This window comes from Pseudomonas cedrina subsp. cedrina, assembly GCF_001983175.1.
Lineage (GTDB): Bacteria > Pseudomonadota > Gammaproteobacteria > Pseudomonadales > Pseudomonadaceae > Aquipseudomonas > Aquipseudomonas cedrina.
Genome location: NZ_MNPW01000004.1, coordinates 450,960 through 467,838, shown reverse-complemented (window position 1 = coordinate 467,838; position 16,879 = coordinate 450,960). Strand labels below are relative to the sequence as shown.

Sequence of the window (16,879 nt, the reverse complement as noted above, 5' to 3'; positions counted from 1 at the left end):
ATCGCAGGCAAGCCAGCTCCCACAGTTGAATTGAGGCGTGCCAGAGAGGTCAGCGGACAATCTTGTCGACCTGGATGCCCAGCTTCTTCAGGCGATACCAGAAGCTGCGCTCGGAAATCCCGATCTTCGCCGCTGCAGCGGCCTGCACCCCATTGCTCTCCTGCAACGCCGCGAGTATGTAGGCCTTCTCCACTTCCGCCAATGCCGCATCCAGATCCTGGGGAATGCCCGGGCCGTCGCTGAGGATCGTTGCCACGCCGCCTACGCTGGGTTTTGATGCAAACAGATACCCCGGCAAGTCGATATCCTCGATAACCGGCGAAGCCGCCACGATGGTCGCGCGCTCCACGCAGTTCTGCAGTTCGCGGATATTGCCCGGCCAGTGATACGCCGCCATGGCCTGCAACGCTTCGGCACTGAACCCGGTAATGCGTTTGCCGGCAGTGGCGCTCAGCGTGTGGGCGAAGTGCCGGGCCAGGGGCGCGATGTCTTCAACGCGTTCACGCAACGCCGGCAGCGGGATCGGGAACACATTGAGGCGGTAATACAGGTCTTCGCGAAATTCCTTGTTGGCCACCGCCTCCAATAGATTCTTGTTGGTGGCCGCGATCACCCGCACGTCCACCTTGCGCTCGCGCGGGTCGCCCACCGGTTCGATCACGCGTTCCTGCAACGCCCGCAAAATCTTGGCTTGCAGGGCCAGCGGCATATCGCCCACTTCATCGAGAAACAACGTGCCCTTGTCGGCCTGCTGGAAGCGCCCTACCCGGTCGGCCACGGCGCCGGTAAACGCGCCTTTGCGATGGCCGAACATTTCGCTTTCCAGCAACCCTTCGGGGATGGCCGCGCAGTTGACCGCCACGAACGGCTTGTCGGCACGGCTGCCGTGCTTGTGGATGGCGCGGGCGACCATTTCCTTGCCGGTGCCGCTTTCGCCGGTCAGCAGAATGGTCGCGCTGCTGTCGCGCACCGATTCCACCGCTTGCAGCACTTTGCGAAACGCCGGGCTGTCGCCGACCAGGCTGTCGAATTGCGCGTGTTCATCCAGCTCGGCACGCAGGCGTGCGTTGTCGCGCATGATGTCGCGAAACTGCAGGGCCTTGGCCACGGTGATGTCCAGTTCGTCGATGTCGAACGGCTTGGCGATGTAGTCGTAGGCACCGTTGCGCATCGACTGCACGGCGTTTTTCACCGTGCTGTAGGCGGTCATCACGATCACCGGCACGTGCGGGTAGCGCAGCTTGATCTCGGCCAGCAGCGCCGGCCCGTCCATGCCCGGCATGCGCCAGTCACTGATGACCAGGTCGATGTCTTCCCCTTCCAGCACCTTGAGCGCATGCAGACCATTGCCGGCGATAAACACCTGCACATCGTTCTGACCCAGGGCCGACGCCAGCAGGTCGCAGAGCTTGGGTTCGTCGTCGACCACCAGAATGTTATGCGTCATGACTGTCCTCGTCGTCTTCGCCCATCGCCGGAATGTACAGGCTGAACGTGGCGCCGGCATCCTTCTCACTGGCGCATTCGATGCTGGCGTCGTGACTTTCCATGATCGAATAGACTTTGGCCAGGCCCAGGCCGGTGCCGGAAGCCTTGGTGGTGACGAAGGGCGTGAAGATACGCTCGATCATTTGCGCCTCGATACCCTGGCCGGTGTCGGCAATGCTGATCACCGTATGCTCGCCCGCCGTGCGAATGCCCAGCGTCAGGCGCCCGCCTTCGGGCATCGCGTCGATGGCGTTGAGAATCAGGTTGAGGCACGCCTGCTTGAGCTGCTTGGCATCCGCATAAAGGGTCGCGCCCGGCGCCTGGTCATCGATCTGTGCATCGATGTTATGGGAGGCCAGTTCCGGGCCGCAGAAGCCAAGAATTTCCTCCACCAGGGGGCGCGCAGGCAGCACCACGCGCAACGGCGGGTTGGGCTTGGCGAAGTCGAGGAATTCGGTGATCAGGTCGTTGATGCGGCTGACCTCACTGATCACGTATTCCAGGTGACGCTTGTCGGTGTCCGCCAGGTCGGCCCGGCGGTGCAGCAACTGGGTCGCAGTCTTGATGATCCCCAGCGGGTTGCGGATTTCGTGGGCCAGGCCCATGGCGACTTCACCCAGGGCGTGCAGGCGATCACGCCGACGCAACTGCGCTTCAAGCTGATGCAACTCGCCCAGGCGCTCGGTCATATGGTTGAAGGTGCTGCTCAATTGCGCCAGCTCGTCGCCACCGCTGACCACCACGCGGTGCGCGTAGTCGCCGGAAATCACCGCGCCGACGCCTTGGGAAAGATCCCGCAGCGGCTTGGTCAGGCGCCGCGACACCCATACCCCCGCCGCCAGCGACAGCGCCGAGCTGAGCAGAAAGATCAGCACGAACAGATTGCTCTGGTTCACCAGCCCTACCAGGCTGGTGTGGCGCAGCAGGCCGCTGAAAATCACGCCTTGCAGCTCGCCCGCATCGTTGAAGATCGGCCAGTACAAACCGCTGTAGTTGTTGGTGAACTGCTCGCTGGGCTGCTTGGTGCTGCGCATCGCGGTTTCGACGTTCTTGGGGATGCGCGAAGGGTGGTCCTCGAAGCGCTGCGTCGAGAATATCTCGGAGAACCCGTCGGGGTTGGCCAGGTACAGGCGCAGGTCCAGGGAATGCACATCCGCCACACTGGTGAGGAAACTGCTGTCGAGGTAAGTCCCCACCAGCAGCAGGTAATCGACGCCGTCCTGGCTGGTTTCGAAGGTCGAGACCACAATGCCGGTGGACGCGCCACCCACCTGCACCGTCTGCAATACCGTGTTCTTGGCCAGGCTGATCTGCTTGACGATGTCATCGGCGGCGGTGCTGAACACCAGTTTGTGGTCACTGACGCGGATCAGCGCCACCACGTCGATATCGGTGGCGTCGGCAATGTCGGCGGTCAACCGGTCGTGCCTCGCGGCTTGCCGGCTCGAAGGCGGGCTGGTGTAGCGCAGGAACAGTTTGGCCATGCGCGCGTTGTCGTGAAGGATGTCGCCGATCTCATCCTTGACGATCTTGGTCGACTCCTGCAGCCAGATGCGCACGTTGCTGTCGAAGATCTGCGACAGCGTGGTGGCGGCCAGTTCCGCGGCGATCATGGTGGGGATCACGCTGACCAACCAGAACGCCAGCACCAGCTTGCGCTGGACGCTCCAGCGCGAAATGGCAAAGGGGCGGGCTTTCTGGCGGGTCTTGGTGATCATCAGGTTTCGCTTATCGCAGCAGCCATGGCAGGGTCGGAACGATCCGGTCGGATAAACAGTTTTACAAGCATGAGCAGGCCGTTGACCAGCCGGTTGCGATGGCGGAAAAACACACTGTTGCCCTGGAACTCGCAGCCCAGGCGCAGCTTACTGGCATACCCGGCCTGCCCGCACTCATACCGCGCGATATTGTGTTGAATACAATAGTCGACGTTGGTCAGCCAGCTGCGAAAGTAGAGGTTGTAGTCGCGGCTGAATTCCACGTCATGCCCGAAAAACTTGTCCACCAGCCGGTGCTCGTCGACCAGCACCAGATTGAACGCCACCAACCGCTCGCCCACCCAGTAGAGCACACAGACCGCGCGCTCATCGAGGCGTTCGAGCACCCCGGTGAAGTAGCCGGCGGGCAGCCGCTCGAACTGCAATTCGGCGCGTGCCAGCGTGGCTTCGTACAGGCGCATGACCTCGGGCAGCACATCGTCGATCGTGCGCCGCCACTCCACCCGCGGCCCCGGCGCACGCAGTTTGCGGCGCAGGTCCTTGCGGGTGGATTTGCCCAGCGAGCCCAGGTAGGCGTCTACCGAGCCATAAGGCAGCGGCAATACGCCCGTGGGCAAGCTCGGCATGCTTTGCAAGCCCGCCGCCCGGCAACTCTGGCGCCAATGCGGGTCTTTGCTTGGCGCGTCCTTGACCGCCAGCAGGCCGATACCAAAGTCGTCGGCGTCCCGGCGTGCGGCTTCCAGCAGGTGCTTGAGCAACTGCGGGCGCAGTGTCTGTGGCACGCCACTGGCGAAACCGGCATCGCAACGTTCGGCCACCGGGGAACCGAGCGCGTACAAGCCAAGTTGCAGCAACCCCGGCCACAGCCGTTCGACACCCTCGGTCAAGCGCTTGCCAGCGCCCGACACCGTGGTATCGAGACGATAATGGGTGATGAAAGCGGCGGCCACCGCCACCAGCGTTCCCTCCTTGTAGACCGCCAGGTAGCGCCACTGGAAATCAGCGATGGCGGCGTTTTCCACGGCGACGTAATAGTCCCAGTCTTCTAGCGCCCCCGGGAAACAGTCGTTCCAGGCGCTGCGCTGGATGGCCCGGATGGTCGGGAAGGCTTGGGTAGTGATCACAGAGTTTTCCTTAGCCTTTGGCGAACGCTGTCAAATGTGGGAGCTGGCTTGCCTGCGATGCAAACACCTCGGTCTATCAGGCAGACCGCAGCGACGCTATCGCAGGCAAGCCAGCTCCCACATCGACCTGCGTTGCGTGTTGTTCGATGAATTGGGCGCTTAGCTCGATCACCCGGCGGTATTGCAGGTCGACCGTGATCATGTGATAGCAATTGTCCAGCAGGATCTTGGTCACCGGCCCGCCGAGGTGGCGTTCCACGTAGTCGGCGTTCCAGCGGCTGGTGATGTCGTCCTCAATGGCGTGCAGCACCAGCGCCGGTACGTTGATCGAAGGCATGCGTTTCTTGACCTCGGCGTTCATCCAATGCAATTCCCGCACGGTCACGCCCTTCATCGTCAACAAGCCCGCTTCGCTGCTTTCGCCTTGTTTCATCTGCCGTTCAACGATGGCGCGCAGGCGTTCGTTCTTGATGCCGTAGGGCGGTTTTTCGGTGAAGCGGAACAGGCGCACGCCAAACGGAATGCGGATCAACAGGGGCGTGATGAACGCCATTTTGCTGATGCTCCAGCCGTCGTACTTGAGCGTGGTGGAATACATCAGCAAGCCGGCGACCTGCCCCGGATGCTCCGACGCCAGGTACATCGACATCACCGCGCCCATGGACAAGCCGCCGACAAACACCTGCGCGTGGCGCTGCTTGACGCCCACGAAGGTCTTGCGAACGCCTTCGTACCAGTCGCGCCAGCCGGTGGCCTGCAGGTCGCTGTTGTCCCCGCAGTGCCCGGCCAGGGTGGGCACGTACACCGTGCAGTTGCCCGCCTTGGCCAGGCCCCGGGCGACCTGGCGCAATTCCGTCGGGGTGCCGGTCAGGCCATGGATCAACAAAATCCCGACCGGCCCGTCACCGAGAACGAAGCCGGCGTCACCTTCACCGAGGTCGATCTCTGCCGGTTTCACCGCTGGGTCGCCCGTACCAGCAGTTGCTCGAGCAGCTTCAAGCCCAGCTCGATTTCCGGGTAGCTGATTTCCAGGGACGGCGCCAGGGTGATCACGTTCTTGTAGTAACCGCCCACGTCGAGGATCAGGCCGAGTTTGCGTCCATCCACCACCATATCGCCCTTCATGCCTTCCTCGACCATGTAGTCCAGGGTCGCCTTGTCCGGGGTGAAGCCGTCCGGGCCGCAGATTTCGCAGCGCAGGGCCAGGCCCAGGCCGTCGACGTCGCCGATGATCGGGAAACGTTTCTGCAAGTCTTGCAGGCCTTCGAGGAAGAACTTGCCCTTGGCCATGACCATCGCGCCGTAGTCGACTTCGTTGGTCATCTTGAACATTTCCAGGCCCACCGCCGTGCCCAACGGGTTGGAGGCGAAGGTGGAGTGGGTCGAGCCTGGCGGGAAAATTTTCGGATTGATCAGCTCTTCGCGCGCCCAGATGCCGCCCAATGGGTTGAGGCCGTTGGTCAGCGCCTTGCCGAACACGATCACGTCCGGCTGCACGTCAAAGTGCTCGATCGACCACAGTTTGCCGGTGCGGTAGAAGCCCATCTGGATTTCGTCGCTGACCATCAAAATGCCGTGCTGGTCCAGCACGTGCTTGAGTTCGCGGTAGAAGTTCATCGGCGGGATCACGTAGCCGCCGGTGCCCTGGATCGGTTCGACGTAGAACGCGGCATACTCGCTCTGGCCGACCTTCGGGTCCCACACCCCGTTGTATTCGGTTTCGAACAGGCGCGCGAATTGCTGCACGCAATGGCTGCCGTACTCTTCCTTGGTCATGCCTTTGGGGCCACGGAAGTGATACGGGAACGGGATGAACTGCGCGCGCTCGCCGAAATGGCCGTAGCGGCGACGGTAGCGGTAGCTGGAAGTGATCGACGAGGCGCCGAGCGTACGACCGTGGTAGCCGCCTTCGAAGGCGAACATCAGGCTCTTGCCGTTGGTGGCGTTACGCACCACTTTCAGGGAGTCTTCGATGGATTGCGAACCGCCGACGTTGAAGTGCACGCGACCGTCGAGACCGAACTTGTTCTTGGCGTCGACCGCGATCATTTCCGACAGCTCGATCTTGCCCTTGTGCAGGTACTGGCTGGCGATCTGCGGCAGGGTATCGATCTGCTGTTTCAGCGCGTTGTTCAGGCGCGGGTTGGCGTAGCCGAAGTTGACGGCCGAGTACCACATTTGCAGGTCGAGGTAGGCCTGGTCTTCGGTGTCCCACACATAGGAGCCTTCGCACCGGCTGAAAATGCGCGGCGGCTCGATGTAATGGACGGTGTCGCCGTAGGAGCAGTATTTGGCTTCTTTATCCAGGAGGACCTGGTCTTCGGCGGTAGCGATTCGGATATCAGACATTGTGGAAGAGTTCCTGATGTTCAACAAAGGAGGCGGCGTTGGCAGCGATGCCTTGGGGCAGTTGCGCAAGCAATGCGGGCACTTGGGCAAAACTGTCGAAACGCGCGTGGGGAATCTGGTGGGCAACGCAGTAGTCGGCGAGGCTGCCCTTGGCGAACACGAAATCGGCGGTGGACGCCACGCACATGTCGGACTTGCCGTCGCCGATCACCAGCACCCGCTTGTCATGCGGGGTGGATTTGCACTTGCAGTTGCCGGAGGCGGCGCGGCAGGCGGCGCTGGCATAGGGGAAATCGATGCGCCAACTGTTCTGGTCGACCTGGCGCAGGCGGTTGGCGAGGATCGGCAGCAAGGTCACGTAGTGGCGTGACAGGATCCGCGCGATGCCCTGCTCGATGCCATCGCTGACCACTTCGATGGACGCGCCCAGGCCCATCACGTGATCGACGAAGTCCGGGAAGTCCGGGTCGATCTCGACGCTGTCGAAATACGCCAGCAGTTCGGAGGGGGTGGCCTTGATCAGCGCCAGTTGGCGGCTCAGGCATTCGCGTGAACCGATGTGCCCATCCAGCCATTGCTGTTCGATGGTTTCCCATTCGGGCCCGGCGAAACGCTGGAGGACGTTGTCGATGACATCGGTGGGGGTAATGGTCCCGTCGAAGTCGCACACGATATGCCAGTCAATCATTGTGGTTACCTTGATGGAGCGCGCTGTCTGCGCTTGCACCAGGGGTTAGAGCAGGGACTGTGCCAATTGGCCAACGCCCAGCGGGGCTGGGCGTGCGGCCGTATGTGTGGGGCGCAAGCTACAATTTTTGTAGCTTGCTACAAACAAGATGAGTGCTTGCGTGGGCATGCCGGTCTGCGCGTTCATGCGCGTGCATTCATTTTCAGGAGCCGTGACCATGTCCAGGATCACATGCGCTGCATTCGCCGGTTTACTCAGCCTCAGCGCGCACGCCACAGGCATCACCGGTGACGTCGGCGCAGGCGTCAGCTACCAGCCCCATGACCCGACCGGCAGCCGCTACGAAACCCGGCCCGTGCCGTATCTCGACCTGGACTGGGGCGATGTCAGCCTGGGCACCGACGACGGCTTGACCTGGAGCGCCTTGCACACCCACGGCTTCAGCGCCGGCCCTTACATCAATTACTTGCAGGGGCGCACCTCCAACGGATCGCTGCAGGGGCTGCGCAATGTGTCGGACATGGCTGAGATAGGCGGCTTTGTGCAATACGCGCCGGCTGATTTCTGGCGGGTCTACGCGCAACTGGGCCAGGCCGTGGGCGGCGGGCATTCGCAAAGTGGCGCGCTTGGCAAGGTCGGGGGTGAGCTGGGTTACCCGCTGGGCGGCGGGGTTATCGGCAGCAGCGGCCTGGTGGCGCATTTCGCCGATGCGCGCCAGACCCAGACGTATTTCGGGGTGGATGACAGCGAAGCCGCAGCCACCGGATTCAAGGCCTACAACGCCAGCGGCGGTTTCCAGAACGTCACGTTGAGCCAGAGCTTCCAGTTCCCGCTGGCGCCCAACTGGTCACTGTTGACCAGTGCGAGTTGGGTGCACCTGGTGGGCTCGGCGGCGGACAGCAGTATTGTCAGGCAGACCGGTGATGTGAACCAGGGTCAGGTGCAGACGGCGATCAGTTACACCTTCAACTGAATCATCTGGGAGCAAAATGTGGGAGCTGGCTTGCCTGCGATGACGGTGTGTCAGCCCCAGATGCATTGACTGATGCGCCGCCATCGCAGGCAAGCCAGCTCCCACAGTAGATAGGTATTTCATAGCGAGATCTTCAGTGCTCTTCGCCCTCGGCCAGCAGCGCGATCCCGGCGATAATCACCCCCACCCCCACCCAATGCAACGGGCTGATATGTTCCCCCAGCCCCAGCCACGAGCCGAGCAGCACCGCCACGAACACCAGCGAACTCAGCGGAAACGCCAGGGACAAGCTGCTTCGCCGCAGGATCAGCATCCACACGAAAAATGCGCCGATGTAGCAGGCAATCGCCGCCAGGATCCCTGGGTTGCGGGCCACCTCGCCCAGCCACTGCCAGTTGAAATCCATCTGCCCCAGTTGGTCCCCGGCCACTTTGGTGAACAATTGCCCGGCGCTTTCGGTACAGATCAATAACGCCCACAGCACCAGCGTGCCGAAACGCCCATGCAGCCACGTATGCGCATTCATGCCTGACTCCCGGCAATCGCCACCAGCATCACCCCCAAGGTAATCACCAGCGTGCCCAGCCAACGGCGGCGGCTGACGGTTTCGTCCAGCACCACCTTGCCCGCCAGCACCACCCCGCAATATGCCAGCGCGGCTGCCGGAAACAGCAGACTCAACGGCGCGCGGGACAAGGCTTCAAGCCAGACGAAAAATTCGATTACATACGCGCCGATTCCGGCCCACAACAGCGGCGCATTGAACACTTGGCCCCAGAACGCATTCAGGCGAAAACCGCCATCCAACTCGGGCAAACGGTCCAGGCCGAGTTTGAAACACAACTGGCCGATCACATCGAGCACGATGGAAAACGCCACCAGCCACACCACGGTCAATGTCACGGGAACAGCTCCTCAAACAGGTCGATCAGGGCTTCATTGGTCACGGCGTTGCGCTGCAGATCCTCCGGGCTCCAGCGCTCGACCGGCGGCTGGTCGGACTTGGCTTCCCAGCGCTTGAAGGCATTGCTGAACACCGGCGTAGCGAACTCGCCGCACACGTCGATGCCGATGATGCGTTTGCGCGCGGCCAAGGCCCGCAGGGCTTGCAGCAAGTGCGCCAGGCGCATGCCGCCTTGGTCCCAGTTGGTGGCCGCGTCTTCGCTGGCGAGCACGTCTTTGTCAAGGGTGATCCAGATCGCCTCGGTGGGCAGGCTGGCGATCATTTGCTCAAGGAACGCAGCCCAGTCCAGCTCGGCCAGGTTGCGCCAGTGCAGGTGGTTTTCCTGTTGTTGATGGCCCGCGCCGTCCCCTACCCGCCCCCATACTTTCGAGGGCGGATGCTGCCAGGGAAACAGCTGCAACTGCCCGCGCTTGAGGGCACCGAGGTTGCCGCCGCGCAATTGCGGGTTATGCAGGTCATCGCTGCACGGGCCAAGGGTGACGATGCGTTTGATCGCCGGCATTTTCAATGCGCGGTTGACCCACGAGCCACAGTGACGCTTGGGCGCAAAACGTACCCAGTCGGGGTGGTTGTCGAAGTGGATCAGGCTGATGGGTTCTTTCAAGTCGGCGAGAAATGCGGGCGTGAGGTGGTGATAGTCGCCGGAGCCGACAAACAGGATTTCCGGCCGCGCATCCGTGGGCCGGGGCCTTTGGGCCAGGCGCTGGGTGAAGCGCTTCCAGGTTTTTTCGGTGGACCACAGGCGCAGTTTCGGGCCCAGGTCCAGCAGGTCGATGCGCGTGGCACGGCCGCTGGCCAAACGCCGGGCAATCGGCGCCTGGCTGGTGAGGCTGTGGTCGAGGTCAAGAATGTTCAAGGCAGTGTTCCCCCTAAGGCTTCAGGGGTCAATGCAAGGGGCGGGCCAGTGCCTGTTTCGGGAACAACACAGATCAAAATGTGGGAGCTGGCTTGCCTGCGATGGCGGTGGGTCAGCCCAAAATGTATTTACTGATACACCGCTATCGCAGGCAAGCCAGCTCCCACAGTTTGAACTGTGTTCGGCTTTAGTTTTTCGCTTCGCTGATGATCTGGCGAATCGCCCCCACAAACGCCTCGGCCGGCTGCCCGCCGCTGACGGCGTACTGGTCATTGAAGACGATGGTCGGCACCGAGGTCACCCCACGGGAAACCCACAGCTGCTCTTGTTCGCGCACCTCGGCGGCGTACTCGTCGGACGCAAGAATCTCGGCCGTCCGTTTGATGTCCAGGCCGACGCTCTCGGCGATGATCGCCAGGGTCGCGTGGTCGGACGGGTCCTGCCCATCGCTGAAATACGCCTTGAACAGCGCTTCCTTGAGGTTGTACTGCAAGCCTTCCAGCCCAGCCCAATGCAACAGGCGGTGCGCATCGAAGGTGTTGTAGATACGACTCTGGCCATCGGTGCGAAAAGCAAAGCCCAACTCGGCGCCCATGTCGCGGATGCGCGCGCGGTTGGCTTGGGATTCTTCAGCGCTGGAGCCGTATTTTTCGGTGATGTGCTCGACGATGTTCTGCCCCTCGGCGGGCATGTTCGGGTTCAGTTCGAACGGCTGGAAACGGATCTCGGCCTGCACCTCGGGGCCAAGCTGGTCGAGGGCTTCGGTCAGGCCGCGCAGGCCGATGACGCACCAGGGGCAGGACACGTCGCTGACGAAATCGATTTTCAGGGGAGTACTCACGGTAGGCAACCTCGCTGCTTGAATGTGCCGCAAAGGTTGCACGATACACCAATGTCACAGCAGCTTCGCAGGCGCCACCGGATCAATCTGCGCCCAGTGCGCCGCATCTTCGCGATGGGCTTGCAGGTACGGCAACACTGCCGTCAGCAGCGGCGCCTTGAACGCCTCCTGGAAACGATGGGCCATGCCGGGAATCAGTTTCAGTTGGCTGCCCTGGATATGCGCGGCCAGGTGCACGCCATGCATCACCGGCAACAACGGGTCGGCGGTGCCGTGCACCACCAGCGTCGGCACGCGCAATTGGTTGAGCAACGGCACGCGGCTCGGTTCGGCGAGGATCGCCATGATCTGGCGCTTCACGCCTTCAGGGTTGAAGGCGCGGTCGTAGGACAGCGCCGCCTGGTGCAACAGCGCCTGGCGATCATCCTTCACGTTCGGGCTGCCCAGCGCCGCGAGCAAATCGGCCTGCTGTTCCAGCGCCACTTCACGATTGGGCGCGCTGCGGCGTGACAACAATTGCACCAGCGCCGCATTCGGCGCCGGCAGGCCTTCGGCGCCGGAGCTGGTCATGATCAAGGTCAGGCTTTCCACCCGTTGCGGCGCCATGGCGGCCAGGTGCTGGGCAATCATGCCGCCCATGCTCACGCCCAGCACGTGGAATTGCTCGATCTGCAAGGCATCCATCAAGCCGAGGGCGTCGTCGCTCATGTCGCTCAAGGTATACGGCGCCGCCACGGGCAGGCCGAGCTTGTAGCGCAACACTTCAAAGGTCAGGTTGGCATTGGCCGGAGCCTGGCTCCAGGTCGACAGGCCGACGTCGCGGTTGTCATAGCGGATCACCCGAAAACCCTGCTGGCACAGGGCGACGACCACTTCGTCGGGCCAGTGGATCAACTGCCCGCCCAGGCCCATTACCAGCAGCAAGGCAGGGTCGGACGCACGACCAACGCTTTGGTAAGCGATGCTCACCTGAGCCAGGTCGACCGTTTGGGTCGGGACATTGACGTCACATCGAGAAGCCGCAAAAGACGGCAGGCCGAACAATAAGGCGGCCAGTAAACACAACACGCGCATGAAAAACACCGAAACGCAGAACCCCAGTAGAGCGCGAGTCTGATGAAGTTTGTTCAAGCGCGCTGCCACACTTGCATGACAGTTTGATGAAGAGTGCCCAGCGGTCGAGGTCGACACAACTTGCAACATGAGACAAACTCACGCAATCCGCTATTATCACAAATTGTTTTCATGGAGAGCCCCGTGCTCGAGATCCGTCACCTCAAGACCCTGCACGCCCTGCGCGAAGCTGACAGCCTGGTGGAAGCCGCCGAGCGTCTGCACCTGACGCAGTCGGCGCTGTCCCATCAGTTCAAGGAGCTGGAAGAGCGCCTGGGGATGCAGCTGTTCGTGCGCAAGACCAAGCCGCTGCGCTTCACCAGCGCCGGCCTGCGCCTGCTGCAACTGGCCGACGCCACCCTGCCGCTGCTGCGCGGCGCCGAGCGCGATATTGCGCGGCTGGCCGGCGGCACGGCCGGGCGCTTGCACATGGCCATCGAATGCCACAGTTGCTTCCAATGGCTGATGCCGACCATCGACCAGTTCCGTGATGCATGGCCGGAAGTCGAGCTGGACCTGGCGTCCGGTTTCGCCTTCGCGCCGCTGCCGGCCCTGGCCCGCGGCGACCTGGACCTGGTGGTGACCTCCGATCCGCTGGAACTGCCGGGCATCACCTATGTGCCGCTGTTCACCTACGAAGCCATGCTGGCCGTGGCCAACCAGCACGCGCTGGCGAACAAGGCGTACATCGTGCCCGAAGACCTGCTGAGCGAAACCCTGATCACCTACCCGGTCGAACGCGACCGCCTGGACATCTTCACCCGCTTCCTGGAACCGGCCGACGTGGAGCCGGCCCAGGTGCGCACCTCGGAATTGACGGTAATGATGATGCAACTGGTGGCCAGCGGCCGCGGCGTGTGCGGCATGCCCCACTGGGCGCTGCATGAATACAGCTCGCGCGGTTACGTGAAGGCCAAGCGCCTGGGCGAGAAAGGCTTGTTTGCCACGCTGTATGCGGGAATTCGCGCGGACATGCTGGATGCGCCGTATATGCGCGACTTTTTGCTGACGGCCAAGGACACGTCGTTTTCGACGTTGGATGGGGTGAGTGCGGTGCGCTAGAGGCGATCTCGAAAACAGCGCAGGTCATCTGTGGGAGCTGGCTTGCCTGCGAATGCGGTGTGTAGTGAGCGGGCTTGCCCCGCGCTGGGCTGCGAAGCGGCCCCAATAAAAACACTGCCGACCTCCAGGTAGAACCGAGTCGCCTGGTTTGGGGCGGCTTCGCCACCCAGCGCGGGGCAAGCCCGCTCACTACACACCGCTTTCGCGAGCAAGCCCGCTCCCACATTGGATAGGATTTCCAAATTTAGATATCAATCGGCCTGCAACTCGCGCCACATATGGATCTTGTCGAAGTAGTCGACCCCCACCCGCACCGCCAAGGGCTCCAGGCCGTACTGGATGAAGCCGCAGCGCTGGTACAGGGCGAAGGCGGCGTCATTGCCGGCGGTGACGGTCAACTGGATCAGCTTGAGGCCGGGCTGCCGGCGTGCTTCTTCCAGCGCCGCCTCGACCAACTGGCGGCCCAGGCCCTGTTGCTGGTGGGCGGCGTTCACGTACATGCCGAACAGGGTGACTTTGTGCCGCGCCTTTTCGCGCGGTTCGAACGCCAGGCCGACAATGCCGGCCAGTTCGTTCTCGACAAAAGCGCCGAGCAGCCGGTCCAGCGCGCCGCCCAGGCGTTTTTCCCACCAGCTCAACGGCATGGCCGCACGTTCGGCCACGCTGGACGTGAATGCCTGGGGATAGGCGTCATACGCTTGCAGCATCAAGGCTCGATACGCCTGGGCATCGCTGGCCACCAAGGCGCGAATGATCACGCTGTCAGCGACTGGCGATAAAACGGCAGGATCAGGTCACGTGTCAGGGGCGCCAGCAGCAAGCCGCCGTCGCCGGTAGGGTCGATCCAGCGCACCTCTTCAATCTCGGCTGCGGGCGTGACCGGTCCGTCGATCCGCACCAGGAACAACTCGGCTTGTACGGTAAACCCCGGCTCGTTGGCCGCCGGCGCCGAAAACCGGCCAAGGTAGCGTGCGTCGCCCGGCGCAATGCGCAGGTTCAGCTCTTCGTGCAGCTCACGGGCCAGCGCCTCGGCGGGCTGCTCGCCCGCGTCGATCTTGCCGCCGGGCTGCATGAAGGCCTGGGTGCCGCGCTTGCGCACCAGCAGGGTCTGGCCGTCGCTGCCGATCAGGACGGCGGCGGCGATGCGGATAAGCGAAATGTTCGTCACAGGTCAGCGGTCTCTTCGGGTAGTTTGATAAATACGCTGTACTTCGCGCCCTCCATCGCCTCGAAGGCAATCAGCTTGTCCACCAGCGGCAGGTTCAGCACCTTGCCTGCGTTGAGCAGCAGCATGCCGTTGTCGGCGTTGAGGTTGCGCGCCAGGACCATGCCGGCTTCCAGCTCGCGGGTGGTCAGCACCTTGACCGCCGGGTCGCCCAGCGTCACGTCACTCAGGAACGCGGCACAGGCCAGGACGAAGTCCTCGATCAGCTCCGGGTCATACAGGCGCCCGGCATATTTGCGGATGTACAGCAGCGCTTCGTCACTGTTCATCTGCCGCTCGAGGATCAGGCCCTTTTGCAGCTCGATGAAGTCCACCGCCAGCTTCAGCAGGCGCGAACCGAACGGGATCGCATCGCCCTTGAGGTGGTCGGGGAAACCGCTGCCGTCCCAGCGTTCCTGGTGGTGACGGATGATGCGTGCCGCGTCCTTCATCGGCTCCAGGGTCATCAGCAGCGACTCGCTCTGGGTCGGGTAACCGCGATATTGCTCGCGGTCGGTGCTGTGCAGCTTGTCGGACGGGGCGACCAGCATGCTGTCGTTCCAGCTCAGCTTGCCGATGTTGTAGAGCGCGGCCGCCATGGTCAGGTCGCGCGTGCTGGCTTCATCCATGCCCTGGGCCTTGCAGTAGAGGCGCACCAGCTCGATCAACGGGCGGTTGGTCTGCTTGTCCCTGGGCAAGCGCAAGTTGGCCAGCAACGAAAACACCTCGGTGCCCGTCGCGTAGCTGCGCTTGAGTTCTTCGTAGGCCAGGTCGAGCATGTCGGCGGTCTGCTGCAATTCCGAGGTGCGCGATACCACGCGTTTTTCCAGGGTCGCGTTCAGCGCCTTGAGCTGTTCGTTCTGCACCTGGGTCAGGCGCTCAAGCCGCTGATGTTCCAGGGCCTGCTGCAGGATCAGCTTCAGCTCATCGTCGTTCCAGGGCTTGGCGATATAACGGTGGATCTGCCCTTCGTTGATCGCCTTGATGATCGTCGGCACGTCGGCGTAGCCGGTGAGCAGGATACGGCTGGTGGCGGGATACAACCGATGGACCTCGGCCAGCAACTGCGCGCCGTCCATGCCCGGCATGCGCGCGTCGCTCATGACCAGGTCAACGGGCCGCGCCGCCATTATTTCCAGGGCCTGGGCGCCACTGCCGGCCAGCACGACCTCAAAGGGCTGGCCGCGCAGCAGGCGACGCAGGCTGTTGAGGATCGACTCTTCATCGTCGACCAGTAAAACGGTGGGATGTGCGTTGGGGAGCGTAGCGAGTTGTTCATCCATGCCTACTGCGCCTTCGAATTAACTGAAAAATTGAGCCGAACCGGACCTGTGCGCCAAGACGTTTTCCTCGCTTGACGCGCGCGGTTGATTTGACGCCAACTGGCCGTCGATATCAAGGCAGTTCGACTATGCTGTCACAGCAGGTCAGCGGTGCAGCCAGGGAAGGCCAAGGCTACCTGTTCAGTCAAGCTGCTGCAGCACTGGCGCCCGATCAATACCCCCCACGCTTGCAAGGAGTGCTCGCTTGAGCGACGTCTCACCCTACCGTCCCGGCCTCATACTGAGCCTGTGGCTATGCTTGGGCATGCCGCTGATGGCCGCGCCGTTGGATGAAGCGCTCAAACCCTTGCCCGCGGTGCCAGCGCTGGACCCGGCCAAGGTCGAGCTGGGCCGCCAGCTGTTCAACGAGCCGCGCCTGTCGGTGAATAACACCCTGTCCTGCGCCAGTTGCCATCGCCTGGAATCCGGAGGCGCCGACAACAAGCCGTTCTCCATCGGCTTCGACGGCAAGCCGGTAGACACCAACACGCCATCCGTCTTCAACGCCAGCCTTAACTTCAAGCAGTTCTGGAATGGCCGCGTCGACACGCTGGAGGCACAGGTGGCACACGTCGTCATCAGCCCCGTGGAAATGGGCAGCGACTGGAACACCGTGGTGCACAACCTCTCCGCCCTGCCCGCCTACCAGGCCGCGTTCAAACAGGCCTACCCCGATGGCCTCACCGCCGCCAATGTGCAAAACGCCCTGGCCACCTATGAACGCACGCTGTTGACCCCCCATTCGCGGTTCGACCAGTACCTGCTGGGCGATACCGAGATCCTCACGATCCAGGAAAAATACGGCTACCAACGCTTCAAGGACTACGGTTGCATCGCTTGCCACCAGGGCGTCAACATCGGCGGCAACATGTTCCAGAAATTCGGCGTCATGGGCGATTACTTCAAGGCGCGCGGCAACCCGGTCGAATCGGACCTGGGCCGTTACCTGCTGACCCAGGATGAGGAGGACCGCCATGTGTTCAAGGTGCCGAGCCTGCGCAACGTCGCGGTCACCGCACCGTATTTCCATGATGCGTCGGCCAAGACCCTGGAGGAAGCAGTGGACGTGATGTTCAGGTACCAGTTGGGGCGCAATCCGTCCCAGGAAGACAAGGACCTGATCGTCCTGTTTCTCAGGACCCTGACCGGCGAATGGGCAGGCAAGCCGCTATGAGCA

The 16,879-nt window shown here is 62.5% G+C and carries 17 protein-coding genes; 3 read left to right on the top strand and 14 right to left on the bottom strand.

Annotated features, from left to right (window positions below; genetic code table 11):
* Positions 1–49: 49 nt before the first annotated feature.
* The 6 genes from BLL36_RS10680 to BLL36_RS10655 form a co-directional block, all read right to left on the bottom strand.
* On the bottom strand, positions 50–1,447 hold the full coding sequence (locus BLL36_RS10680) for a sigma-54-dependent transcriptional regulator (RefSeq protein ID WP_076951391.1): 1,398 nt from the start codon (positions 1,445–1,447) through the stop codon (positions 50–52).
* The gene (locus tag BLL36_RS10675; RefSeq protein WP_076951390.1) at positions 1,437–3,206 is read right to left on the bottom strand and encodes a sensor histidine kinase; all 1,770 of its coding nucleotides are present in this window, start codon (positions 3,204–3,206) and stop codon (positions 1,437–1,439) included. The genes BLL36_RS10680 and BLL36_RS10675 overlap by 11 nt, the downstream gene beginning before the upstream one ends.
* The gene (locus tag BLL36_RS10670) at positions 3,206–4,330 is read right to left on the bottom strand and encodes a GNAT family N-acetyltransferase (protein WP_076951389.1); all 1,125 of its coding nucleotides are present in this window, start codon (positions 4,328–4,330) and stop codon (positions 3,206–3,208) included. The genes BLL36_RS10675 and BLL36_RS10670 overlap by 1 nt, the downstream gene beginning before the upstream one ends.
* A gap of 76 nt (positions 4,331–4,406) precedes the next feature.
* A complete protein-coding gene (locus BLL36_RS10665) occupies positions 4,407–5,288 on the bottom strand; it encodes an alpha/beta hydrolase (RefSeq protein WP_076951388.1) in 882 nt (293 codons plus the stop codon).
* Positions 5,285–6,679 carry an aspartate aminotransferase family protein gene (locus BLL36_RS10660; protein ID WP_076951387.1) on the bottom strand — a complete coding sequence of 465 codons (1,395 nt, stop codon included), beginning with the start codon at positions 6,677–6,679 and terminating at the stop codon, positions 5,285–5,287. Before BLL36_RS10660 ends, BLL36_RS10665 begins: the two co-directional genes overlap by 4 nt.
* Entirely contained in the window at positions 6,672–7,367 is a 696-nt protein-coding gene (locus tag BLL36_RS10655) for an MtnX-like HAD-IB family phosphatase (RefSeq protein WP_076951386.1), read from the bottom strand. The genes BLL36_RS10660 and BLL36_RS10655 overlap by 8 nt, the downstream gene beginning before the upstream one ends.
* Positions 7,368–7,584: 217 nt before the next feature.
* Between BLL36_RS10655 and BLL36_RS10650 the strand changes: the two genes are divergently transcribed.
* Positions 7,585–8,340 (top strand): MipA/OmpV family protein, encoded by a 756-nt coding sequence (locus tag BLL36_RS10650; RefSeq protein WP_076951385.1) that lies wholly within the window; start codon positions 7,585–7,587, stop codon positions 8,338–8,340.
* 133 nt (positions 8,341–8,473) lie between these two features.
* Here the strand turns inward: BLL36_RS10650 and BLL36_RS10645 are convergent, their stop codons facing one another.
* From BLL36_RS10645 to BLL36_RS10625, 5 genes are all read right to left on the bottom strand, one after another.
* Positions 8,474–8,866 carry a DMT family transporter gene (locus BLL36_RS10645; protein ID WP_076951384.1) on the bottom strand — a complete coding sequence of 131 codons (393 nt, stop codon included), beginning with the start codon at positions 8,864–8,866 and terminating at the stop codon, positions 8,474–8,476.
* A complete protein-coding gene (locus BLL36_RS10640; protein WP_076951383.1) occupies positions 8,863–9,243 on the bottom strand; it encodes a DMT family transporter in 381 nt (126 codons plus the stop codon). Before BLL36_RS10640 ends, BLL36_RS10645 begins: the two co-directional genes overlap by 4 nt.
* A complete protein-coding gene (locus tag BLL36_RS10635) occupies positions 9,240–10,160 on the bottom strand; it encodes an arginase family protein (protein WP_076951382.1) in 921 nt (306 codons plus the stop codon). The genes BLL36_RS10640 and BLL36_RS10635 overlap by 4 nt, the downstream gene beginning before the upstream one ends.
* A gap of 187 nt (positions 10,161–10,347) precedes the next feature.
* A complete protein-coding gene (locus BLL36_RS10630; RefSeq protein ID WP_076951381.1) occupies positions 10,348–11,001 on the bottom strand; it encodes a DsbA family oxidoreductase in 654 nt (217 codons plus the stop codon).
* A gap of 54 nt (positions 11,002–11,055) precedes the next feature.
* Entirely contained in the window at positions 11,056–12,075 is a 1,020-nt protein-coding gene (locus tag BLL36_RS10625; protein ID WP_076951380.1) for an alpha/beta fold hydrolase, read from the bottom strand.
* 183 nt (positions 12,076–12,258) lie between these two features.
* Here BLL36_RS10625 and metR point away from each other — a divergent pair, with 183 nt between their 5' ends.
* Entirely contained in the window at positions 12,259–13,176 is a 918-nt protein-coding gene (metR, locus tag BLL36_RS10620; RefSeq protein ID WP_076951379.1) for a transcriptional regulator MetR, read from the top strand.
* 251 nt (positions 13,177–13,427) lie between these two features.
* Here metR and BLL36_RS10615 read toward each other — a convergent pair whose 3' ends face one another.
* Genes BLL36_RS10615 through BLL36_RS10605 form a run of 3 tightly spaced genes read right to left on the bottom strand, consistent with a single transcriptional unit; the run spans position 13,428 to position 15,663 of the window.
* A complete protein-coding gene (locus BLL36_RS10615; RefSeq protein ID WP_076951378.1) occupies positions 13,428–13,934 on the bottom strand; it encodes a GNAT family N-acetyltransferase in 507 nt (168 codons plus the stop codon).
* Entirely contained in the window at positions 13,931–14,344 is a 414-nt protein-coding gene (locus BLL36_RS10610) for an NUDIX hydrolase (RefSeq protein ID WP_394329479.1), read from the bottom strand. The genes BLL36_RS10615 and BLL36_RS10610 overlap by 4 nt, the downstream gene beginning before the upstream one ends.
* Positions 14,341–15,663 carry an HD domain-containing phosphohydrolase gene (locus BLL36_RS10605; RefSeq protein WP_076951377.1) on the bottom strand — a complete coding sequence of 441 codons (1,323 nt, stop codon included), beginning with the start codon at positions 15,661–15,663 and terminating at the stop codon, positions 14,341–14,343. The genes BLL36_RS10610 and BLL36_RS10605 overlap by 4 nt, the downstream gene beginning before the upstream one ends.
* A 304-nt stretch (positions 15,664–15,967) precedes the next feature.
* Between BLL36_RS10605 and BLL36_RS10600 the strand changes: the two genes are divergently transcribed.
* Positions 15,968–16,876 (top strand): cytochrome-c peroxidase, encoded by a 909-nt coding sequence (locus BLL36_RS10600; protein ID WP_394329482.1) that lies wholly within the window; start codon positions 15,968–15,970, stop codon positions 16,874–16,876.
* Positions 16,877–16,879: the final 3 nt, after the last annotated feature.